This is a genomic window from Pseudomonas sp. R62 (assembly GCF_000257605.1).
Taxonomy (GTDB): domain Bacteria; phylum Pseudomonadota; class Gammaproteobacteria; order Pseudomonadales; family Pseudomonadaceae; genus Aquipseudomonas; species Aquipseudomonas atacamensis.
Genome location: NZ_JH635999.1, coordinates 1,928,240 through 1,937,158, shown reverse-complemented (window position 1 = coordinate 1,937,158; position 8,919 = coordinate 1,928,240). Strand labels below are relative to the sequence as shown.

Sequence of the window (8,919 nt, the reverse complement as noted above, 5' to 3'; positions counted from 1 at the left end):
AGTAGGTGCCAGGACGCACGCCCTGGCCTTCTGCCAGACCGCAGGCCTTGCCGACCATTTTCTGCGCCAGGGTGAAACCCTTGGTGCTTTCAGCCGGAGCTTCCGGCTTCTTGAACAGGTCGAACGCTGGCAGACCCAGCTCGGCGCGAGCCTTCTCGGTCAGGCCACGGCCGATGATCAGCGGGATACGACCGCCGGCACGGACTTCGTCCAGCAGCACCGGGGTTTTCATTTCGAAAGTGGTGATGACTTCGTCGGTACCGTGCTTGCAGACTTTGCCAGCGTGCGGGTACAGGTCGATCACGTCGCCCATGTTCATGTTCGACACGTCGAACTCGATCGGCAGGGCGCCGGCATCTTCCATGGTGTTGTAGAAGATCGGAGCGATCTTGCTGCCGAAGCAGAAACCGCCAGCGCGCTTGTTCGGCACGTACGGGATGTCGTCGCCGAAGAACCACAGCACCGAGTTGGTCGCCGATTTACGTGAGGAACCGGTACCGACCACGTCACCGACGTAGGCGATCGGGAAGCCCTGGCCGCGCATTTCTTCGATCTGCTTCATCGGGCCGGTCTTGCCTTGCTCGTCCGGAACGATGCCGTCACGGGCCATTTTCAGCATGGCCAGGGCGTGCAGCGGGATGTCAGGACGCGACCAGGCGTCTGGCGCAGGGGAGAGGTCGTCGGTGTTGGTTTCGCCGGTGACCTTGAATACGCGCAGGCTGATCTTGTCGGCCAGGACCGGGCGCTTCTTGAACCACTCGCCGTCAGCCCAGGATTGCAGCACGGCCTTGGCGTGAACGTTGCCGTTCTTGGCTTTTTCAGCGACGTCGTGGAAGGCGTCGAACATCAGCAGGGTGTGCTTGAGTTCTTCGGCGGCGACTGGCGCGAGCTCGGCGTCGTCCAGCAGTTCAACGAGGGTGACGATGTTGTAGCCGCCCTGCATGGTGCCGAGCAGTTCGACAGCGCGTTTCTTGTCCAGCAGAGGGGAGGTGGCTTCGCCCTTGGCCAGGGCAGACAGGAAACCGGCCTTGACGTAGGCGGCTTCGTCCACTCCAGGTGGTACGCGATTGGTGATCAGGTCAACGAGGAAAGCTTCTTCGCCAGCCGGAGGGTTCTTCAGCAGCTCGATCAGGCCTGCTGTTTGTTCGGCGTTAAGCGGCTGGGGAACGATACCCAGGGCTGCACGCTCTTCGATATGTTTGCGGTAGGCTTCAAGCACAGTTATTACCCTCATCAGTGGTCCCAAATGGGTGTCCGGGACGCTCATCCCGAAATTGCCGTACTCATGCGCCTCACGACGTTGTGGGTCGTTCGGCCAGAATTACCGGCAATTCCTTACAGAAGCTGCTTTCAAAGTTTTACGCCTGCAGAACGGGGAGCTGATGAGGGTTGGCGTTGGGCTTTTCCCCGCTGGAAAAACCCTTCGCCAACACCGCTCTGAAGGAACGACTGTGCTCGTGACGCTTTGAAAACAGCTTCTAACGGACATTGGCGCCTTAAAAGGCTGGCTGATTCTACGGCAAAAAAAATTTAAAGGTAAGTCGCGCTCTATTGGACTTTCGTGGCAATCAGCGCGGCCGGAGCAAACTTGCGACGCCGGCGAGACCTTGCTGTTTGAGGGGTGATCAATGCCCGACAAAGGGCTAACATGCCGGCCTGTTCCGCGTTTCAGTGTTCTGCCCATTTATGCCCAATCAGACCATCAAGACCCCCTGCGTCGGCCTCTGCTCCACCGTTTACGGTGACCTGGTGTGCCGTGGTTGCAAGCGTTTCCACCACGAAGTGATCCATTGGAACGGATACAACGAGGAGGAAAAGCGTGCGGTCTGGCTGCGTCTGGAGCAGTTGCTGTCACAAGTGATGGCGAGCAAAGTCGAGATCTTCGATCCGGCGCGCCTGCGCGAGCAGCTCGAACAGCGCAAGATCCGCTTCGTACCGCATCAGTCGGAATATTGCTGGGCCTATCAGCTGATTGCCCGGGGGGCGCGGGTGATCATTAATCTTGAGGCGTACGGGATGGTGTTGCTGCCGGAGTTCCGCGACTGGAACCTGCCGGAACTGCGCGATGCCATTGATCGGGAATTCTTCCTGCTGTCGGAAGCGCATTATCAGCGCTACATCGCCCCGGGCTTTCTGAAAGACGCCTTCGGCGCCTGAACAGCAAAAGCTTCGCGAGCAGGCTCGCTCCCACAGGGAAATGCATTCCAGATGTGGGAGCGAGCCTGCTCGCGAAAGCGCCAGTCAGGCATGGCAATCCTCAGTGTTTTGCCGTCAGTTCCACCAGATGATCCTCAACCTCCTGCGGCTTGAGCACCAGCACATCGCTTTCCAGCGTATCCAGCACCGCTTCAGCCGTATTGCCGATCAACGCGCCTGACAGACCGCTGCGCGCCACCGTGCCAATTACCGTTACCGCTGCCTGCAGCTTGTGCGCCATGAACGGGATCAGCACATCTGCCGGGCCTTCCTCGACGTGCAGGTGCTCGTCATCGACATCGAACTCCGCCTGAAACGCCCGGCACTGCTCGCGGTATTTGGCTTCTATGGTCGATTTCAGCTGAAACGTCGGGTCCGCCGCCGAGAGCATCGGCGACGGATGCGCGGTGATCACATGCAGATGCGCCTTGGCCAGACTGGCGATGTCATAACCGTGATCGATGATGGTGCTGTGCAGATGCCGATGCTCACCATCGGCATTGCCGACATCGACGGCAGCGAGAATCACTTTGTCTTTCCACGAACCGGCGGTTTTGACCAGCAGCACCGGGGTAGGGCAGTGGCGCAGGAGTTTCCAGTCGGCCGGGGTCAGCAGGGCCTTTTTCAGCGAGCTGTCGGGGAAGTGCTGTTTGATCACCAGACCGCAACCTTCGGCCTGCTGCACATCGATGATGGTTTCGTGCAGGCTCTCGTTCCACGCCTGTTCGGTGGTCACGCTGTAGCCTTCGGCGAGCAATGCCGCCTTGAGCACGCTGAGCAGGCCGGCGTGGTCATGCTTCTTGTCGCACACCAGCAGATGCAGATGGGCCTGGGTGACACCGGCGATCAGCTTGGCGCGCTTGAGCGCCAGGCTTTCTGCATGTTCAGGTTCGATGACCACCAGAATGCTGCGAATGGCTTGCATGAGCGGAGTCTCCAGCAAAGAAAAGGCACGGCGTTGCACAACTATAGTTGCTACCCGAACGTCTGCGACTTGATGCATATCAACAGCCGCCGCTGGTGGTCTGCGGGCGGGCCGGTATAATCGGCGCCCTTCGCTCGAACACCTTTTACCGTGAGCCCCATGATCCTTCCCGAAATCCACGAATTCCTTGGCTGCCGCACGCCCGACGCCTGGGTCCAGGCGGCACTGGCCGATCAGGAAACCCTGCTGATCGATCACAAGAACTGCGAGTTCAAGGCCGCCAGCACGGCGCTGAGCCTGATTGCCAAGTACCACGCCCATGTCGACCTGATCAACATGATGTCGCGCCTGGCCCGGGAAGAACTGGTGCACCACGAGCAAGTCATGCGCATCATGAAACGGCGCAAGATCGAGTTGCGTCAGCTGCACGCCGGCCGCTACGCCTCGGGCCTGCGCAAGGTGGTGCGCAGCCACGAACCGGTGAAACTGGTGGATACGCTGGTGGTTGGTGCTTTCATCGAAGCGCGCAGTTGCGAACGCTTTGAAGCATTGGTGCCGCATCTGGACGAAGAACTGGGCAAGTTCTATTTCGGTTTGCTGAAAAGCGAGGCGCGGCACTTTCAGGGTTATCTGAAACTGGCCTATCAGTATGGTGATGCCAAGGATGTCGCGCAGGTGATCGAGCGCGTCCGTGCGGCCGAGCAGGAACTGATCGAGTCGCCGGACGAGGAATTCCGCTTCCACAGCGGTGTGCCCGCCTGAATTTGTTAAAAACTCTTAAGAGTATGAAACATCACCGAAAACCGGCCCGAGTGGCCGGTTTTTGCTGTCTGCCGTCATCGCCTGTTCGATGAATGCCAGCATAATATCGGCCCTTCCACGTTTGGCTTGGCAACGGTTGTTATGGATAACCTGGGTTTCGGCAAAGTTCTGCTGGTCGAAGACGATGAGCGTCTCGCCGCACTGATCGCACACTTTCTAGAACAACACGGCTACGAGGTGCGCACGGTTCATCGCGGTGATCTGGCCATGGCTGCATTCCTGGAATTCAAGCCGAAAGTGCTGGTGCTCGACCTGATGTTGCCGGGGCAGAGCGGTTTGCAGGTCTGCCGGGAAATTCGCAGTGTTTCGGACACGCCGATCGTGATCCTCACGGCCAAGGAAGACGATCTCGATCACATTCTCGGTCTGGAGTCCGGCGCTGACGATTACGTGATCAAACCGATCAAACCGCCGGTATTGCTCGCGCGGCTGCGGGCGTTGCAACGGCGGCAGACGCCGGACACCAGCGTGGTCAGTTTCCTCGAGTTCGGGCAATTGAGCATCGACCGCAGTTGCCGTGAAGTGCGCCTGACCGGTGAGCTGATCGAGCTGACCACCATGGAGTTCGAATTGCTCTGGTTGCTCGCCAGCGCGGCGGGCAAGATTCTTTCCCGCGATGACATTCTCAATCGCATGCGCGGCATTGCCTTCGACGGCCTCAACCGCAGCGTCGACGTCTACATCAGCAAATTGCGCAACAAGCTCAAGGACAATCCCCGCGAGCCGGTGTGCATCAAGACCGTGTGGGGCAAGGGCTATCTGTTCAATCCATTCGCGTGGGAGCTGTAGATGCTGCGCTTGTTCCTCGGCCTGTTTCTGGTAATGACGGTAGGGCTGGTGCTGGCCTTGCAGGCGGTCGAGCACACCTTCAATGCGTTGCTCGACAGCCAGACGCAGGATTACAACCGTGAAGCCGTGCGTGGTCAGGCGTGGTCGCTGGTCGATCATCTGCAAGGCCGCCAGGGCTCCGAGCGTGAACAGAAACTCGATTCATTGCGTGCGCACTACGGTCTGTCGCTGAGTCTGGTCGAGGCCGATCAACTGGCCCTGACACCGCAGGAAAAAGCCGAGCTCGCGCGGAACCTGTTGGTGATCCGCGACGACTACACGCAGTTCATCAGCAACATCGATGGCGGCTCGCAATTGCTCAGCATCAAGCTGCCGCCGGAGCCGAGCCTGATGCCGTTCTACATCACCGCAGCCTACATGATGCTCGCAGTGCTGATCGGCATCGTTCTGTTTTTCTGGGTGCGTCCACACTGGCGCGATCTGGAAAAGCTGCGGCTGGCGGCCGAGCGTTTCGGCGACAACGATCTGTCGGTGCGCATTCAGTTGTCGCGGCGCTCGAACATCCGCGATCTGGCCGAGCACTTCAATCTGATGGCGGCGCGCATCGAGGGCTTGATCGCCAACCAGCGCGAATTGACCAACGCCGTGTCCCACGAATTGCGCACACCGATTGCGCGGCTGTCGTTCGAACTTGATCAGCTCAAACAGCTACCGGACGCCAGCGAGAACCGCGAGCTGATCGCCGACATGTATGCCGACCTTGGTGAGCTGGAGGAGATGGTCTCGGAATTGCTGACCTACGCCAGCCTGGAGCATGGCGCGACGGTGATCAAACGGGAAAATATTCACGCAGCCGATTGGCTCGACAGCGTCGTCGGCAGTGTGGCGCTTGAAGCCGAAGCAGTGGGGGTGCAGTTGTCGATCGCCGGTTGCCAGGTCGACACGGTAAGCATCGAACCGCGCTTCATGGCGCGGGCGGTGATCAACCTTTTGCGCAATGCCATTCGCTATGCCGAGCAGCGTGTCGAGGTGTCGCTGCTGCGCAATGGCGATGACTATGAAGTGCGGGTCAGCGATGACGGCCCGGGTGTGCCGCTGGAGGGACGGGAGAAAATCTTCGAACCGTTTTCCCGACTGGATGCCAGCCGGGATCGGCGCACCGGTGGTTTTGGGTTGGGCCTGGCGCTGGTGCGGCGGGTGTCGCAGTCCCATGGCGGGCAGGTTGAAGTTGGCGATTCGGTGTGGGGTGGGGCGCTGTTCAGGATGACCTGGACGCATCTGGACTGATTGATATTGCCTGACCCGGCCCCTTCGCAAGCAGGCTCGCTCCCACAGGTAATCGCAATCCAAATGTGGGAGCGAGCCTGCTCGCGAAGGGCGCGGTGTTCAGCGAGTCACACCGAGTCGCTCATGCCACTGGGCGATCGATTCTTCGGGATATACATCAAACTGCTGATCCTTCGGCTTCGCCTCGACTTCAACCCACGGCGCTTTCGAACCTAGCATCAGGTGCGTGCGTTCCGGCGGCACCGGCAGCGGCGTATCGATTGCGGAGGCGAATGGATGAATCAGCTCTGGCCACTCCGGGCTGAACAGCCATAGGCCGCTGCCGCACAGCGAACAGAAGTGGCGTTCGGCGCTGCTGCGATGGGCGCGCTTATCGCCGTCAGCTTTCATCTTCGCGTGATAGATGCTGATGTTTTTGCGTCCGCGAACCTTGAGAGTGGTCGCGTCGCCGCCAAGGTTGATCGCATAACCGCCGCCGCCCTGGGTCTTGCGGCAGATCGAGCAATAGCAGCGTTGATAGGGATAAGGATGGGCGCTGTCGAGGCTGAACGTGACTTCGCCGCAATGGCAGGAGCCTTCGAGGTGCATGGTGCTCTCCCGTGTCTAATGGTCCGCTTCAGCCTAGAACATTCTGCCTGATGCTTGCCGGTGTGATGCGACCGGCGGGCGCAGCGTCTAGCCCCAGTGTCCCCGCGATCCCATGGGGCGAGACTTTCGGAACCCGGCATGCAAGCGCTGTTGAACGAGATCCTTGACGCGGTCCGGCCCCTTATCGGGCAGGGCAAAGTTGCTGACTATATTCCCGCCCTCGGCACGGTGCCGGCCAACCAGTTGGGCATCGCCGTGTACAGTAACGACGGCGAAATGTATTGCGCCGGCGACGCTGAAACGCCGTTCTCGGTGCAGAGTATTTCCAAGGTGTTCAGCCTGGTGCAGGCCATCGATCACTCCGGCGAAGCGATCTGGGAACGGCTTGGCCACGAGTCTTCTGGCCAGCCGTTCAACTCGCTGGTGCAACTGGAATTCGAGCGCGGCCGCCCGCGTAACCCGTTCATCAATGCCGGGGCGCTGGTGATCTGCGACATCAACCAGTCGCGCTTCGCCGCGCCGACACTGTCGATGCGCGACTTCGTCCGGCGTCTGTCGGGCAATCCGCAGATCATGATCGACGGCAAGGTCGCCGACTCCGAATACCAGCACCGCGCGCGCAATGCGGCGATGGCCTATCTGATGCAATCGTTCGGCAACTTTCACAACGATGTCGAGGCGGTGTTGCGCAGCTATTTCAGCCATTGCGCGCTGCGGATGAATTGCATCGATCTTGCCCGGGCGTTCTGCTTTCTGGCCAATGACGGGTTCTGCAAGCACAGCGGCGAGCAGATCCTGACGCGCCGCCAGACCCAGCAGGTCAATTCGATCATGGCCACCAGCGGTCTGTATGACGAGGCGGGCAACTTCGCTTATCGCGTCGGCCTGCCGGGCAAGAGCGGGGTCGGCGGCGGCATCGTTGCGGTGGTGCCGGGGCAGTTCAGTGTGTGCGTGTGGTCGCCGGAGCTGAATGCGGCCGGCAACTCGCTGGCGGGGATGGCAGCGCTGGAACTGCTGAGCTCAAGGATTGGCTGGTCGGTGTTCTGACCCACCGGAACACCACATGACCCTGTGGGAGCTGGCTTGCCAGCGATGAGGCCCTGTCAGTCACTATAAATTTGCCTGAACCACCGCTATCGCTGGCAAGCCAGCTCCCACAGGTTTCTTTAGTGTTTGAGGAGGTGTATTTCAGCCAGTAATCCGCTACATTTTCCGGCCGCCCTCTGCATGGTGAATCCGCTTCATGTCTCTTGCGCTCGAACGTCTAGCCGCTGGCACGCCGATCCCTTTCGCTGGTAACCGCGTCACCGTGGTCAGCCCCGAACTGGCCGCGCGGTTTCAGCCCGGTGACCATTTGCTGGTCGAGCAGGTCAGTGGCGAGTTGTTGCTGATCCCCGTGGCCGATCAACAGGCCGCCTCGGTGGCAATCGAGCGTGCGGCTGCGGCATTCACCGCGTTGTCGGCGGTGTCCGATGAAGCCATCAGCCAGTTTTTCGATCTGTTCGCTCAGCGCCTGGAAAGTCCTGAATGCTGGACGCAGATCGAAGCCGCCAACCGCGCCGACATCGAACGGGCCAAGGCGCGCGGCCGCTCGACCACACGCTTGCTCGCTGATGAACGCATGCGCCGCGACATGATCGCCGGGCTGCGCGCCTGGCGTGATGCGCCACCGACCCGGGGCAAAGTGATCAGCAGTGTCGAGCACGATGGCTGGAAGGTTGAGCAAGTGGTCTCGCCGCTGGGCATCGTCGCGTTTGTCTTCGAAGGTCGGCCCAACGTATTTGCCGACGCCGCCGGGGTTTTGCGCACCGGCAATACGGCTGTGCTGCGCATCGGCAGCGATGCGTTGGGCACTGCGCAAGCCATCGTCACTCACGCCTTGAACCCGGCGCTGGCCGAAGCCGGTTTGCCGGTGGGGGCGGTGTCGTTGGTCGAAAGTGTCAATCATGCTGCCGGTTGGGCGATGTTCGCCGATCGGCGTCTGTCGCTGGCGGTGGCGCGCGGCTCGGGCCGTGCGGTCAGTCAGTTGGGCAGCATTGCTCAGCAGACCGGCACTGCCGTCAGCCTGCACGGCACCGGCGGCGCGTGGCTGATCGCCGACCATGACGCCGACGCCACTCGCTTCGCGGCAGTGGTGCGCAACTCGCTGGACCGCAAGGTCTGCAACACCCTGAACGTCTGCCTGATTCAGCGCGAACGCGCCGATGAGCTGGTGCCGCTGTTCCTCGATGCCTTGAAAGACGCCGGTACTGCGCGCGGCCAAGGCTGCAAATTGCACATCGTCGCGGGCAGTGAAAGTTGCCTGCCAAGCG

8 protein-coding genes and 1 pseudogene are annotated in these 8,919 nt (G+C 60.6%); 6 read left to right on the top strand and 3 right to left on the bottom strand.

The window, feature by feature from the left end; genetic code table 11:
- A pseudogene (locus OQK_RS26575) lies at nt 1–1,219 on the bottom strand (bifunctional aconitate hydratase 2/2-methylisocitrate dehydratase); the annotation flags it as partial.
- 467 nt (nt 1,220–1,686) lie between these two features.
- Here OQK_RS26575 and OQK_RS26570 point away from each other — a divergent pair.
- Nucleotides 1,687–2,157: a DUF1289 domain-containing protein gene (locus tag OQK_RS26570; RefSeq protein ID WP_024013275.1), complete on the top strand. Its 471-nt coding sequence runs from the start codon at nt 1,687–1,689 to the stop codon at nt 2,155–2,157.
- Between the two features lie 100 nt (nt 2,158–2,257).
- Here the strand turns inward: OQK_RS26570 and OQK_RS26565 are convergent, their stop codons facing one another.
- Complete coding sequence (locus tag OQK_RS26565) at nt 2,258–3,121, bottom strand: universal stress protein (RefSeq protein ID WP_016775117.1); 864 nt, start codon at nt 3,119–3,121, stop codon at nt 2,258–2,260.
- 159 nt (nt 3,122–3,280) lie between these two features.
- Here OQK_RS26565 and OQK_RS26560 point away from each other — a divergent pair, with 159 nt between their 5' ends.
- The 3 genes from OQK_RS26560 to OQK_RS26550 all read left to right on the top strand — a co-directional run bounded on the left by OQK_RS26560 (nt 3,281) and on the right by OQK_RS26550 (nt 6,019).
- Complete coding sequence (locus OQK_RS26560) at nt 3,281–3,883, top strand: tRNA-(ms[2]io[6]A)-hydroxylase (RefSeq protein ID WP_016775115.1); 603 nt, start codon at nt 3,281–3,283, stop codon at nt 3,881–3,883.
- Nucleotides 3,884–4,024: 141 nt separating this feature from the next.
- The gene (locus tag OQK_RS26555; protein WP_016775114.1) at nt 4,025–4,732 is read left to right on the top strand and encodes a winged helix-turn-helix domain-containing protein; all 708 of its coding nucleotides are present in this window, start codon (nt 4,025–4,027) and stop codon (nt 4,730–4,732) included.
- Nucleotides 4,733–6,019, top strand: a complete 1,287-nt coding sequence (locus tag OQK_RS26550; protein ID WP_016775113.1) for an ATP-binding protein — start codon at nt 4,733–4,735, stop codon at nt 6,017–6,019.
- A gap of 99 nt (nt 6,020–6,118) precedes the next feature.
- Here the strand turns inward: OQK_RS26550 and OQK_RS26545 are convergent, their stop codons facing one another.
- Nucleotides 6,119–6,607 carry a GFA family protein gene (locus OQK_RS26545; protein WP_016775112.1) on the bottom strand — a complete coding sequence of 163 codons (489 nt, stop codon included), beginning with the start codon at nt 6,605–6,607 and terminating at the stop codon, nt 6,119–6,121.
- 138 nt (nt 6,608–6,745) lie between these two features.
- Here OQK_RS26545 and glsB point away from each other — a divergent pair, with 138 nt between their 5' ends.
- Together glsB and OQK_RS26535 are read left to right on the top strand one after the other, a co-directional pair.
- Nucleotides 6,746–7,654: a glutaminase B gene (gene glsB / locus OQK_RS26540; RefSeq protein WP_016775111.1), complete on the top strand. Its 909-nt coding sequence runs from the start codon at nt 6,746–6,748 to the stop codon at nt 7,652–7,654.
- Nucleotides 7,655–7,850: 196 nt separating this feature from the next.
- Nucleotides 7,851–8,919: aldehyde dehydrogenase family protein (locus tag OQK_RS26535; protein ID WP_038861824.1), on the top strand; the 1,069-nt coding region annotated here is incomplete at its 3' end.

What these genes read in the sequence shown, in the direction of transcription:
- OQK_RS26570 (WP_024013275.1), top strand. Translation starts at nt 1,687, where the DNA reads ATGCCCAATCAGACCATCAAGACCCCCTGCGTCGGCCTCTGCTCCACC.
- glsB (WP_016775111.1), top strand. Translation starts at nt 6,746, where the DNA reads ATGCAAGCGCTGTTGAACGAGATCCTTGACGCGGTCCGGCCCCTTATC.
- OQK_RS26550 (WP_016775113.1), top strand. Translation starts at nt 4,733, where the DNA reads ATGCTGCGCTTGTTCCTCGGCCTGTTTCTGGTAATGACGGTAGGGCTG.
- OQK_RS26560 (WP_016775115.1), top strand. Translation starts at nt 3,281, where the DNA reads ATGATCCTTCCCGAAATCCACGAATTCCTTGGCTGCCGCACGCCCGAC.
- OQK_RS26565 (WP_016775117.1), bottom strand. Translation starts at nt 3,121, where the DNA reads ATGCAAGCCATTCGCAGCATTCTGGTGGTCATCGAACCTGAACATGCA.
- OQK_RS26555 (WP_016775114.1), top strand. Translation starts at nt 4,025, where the DNA reads ATGGATAACCTGGGTTTCGGCAAAGTTCTGCTGGTCGAAGACGATGAG.
- OQK_RS26545 (WP_016775112.1), bottom strand. Translation starts at nt 6,607, where the DNA reads ATGCACCTCGAAGGCTCCTGCCATTGCGGCGAAGTCACGTTCAGCCTC.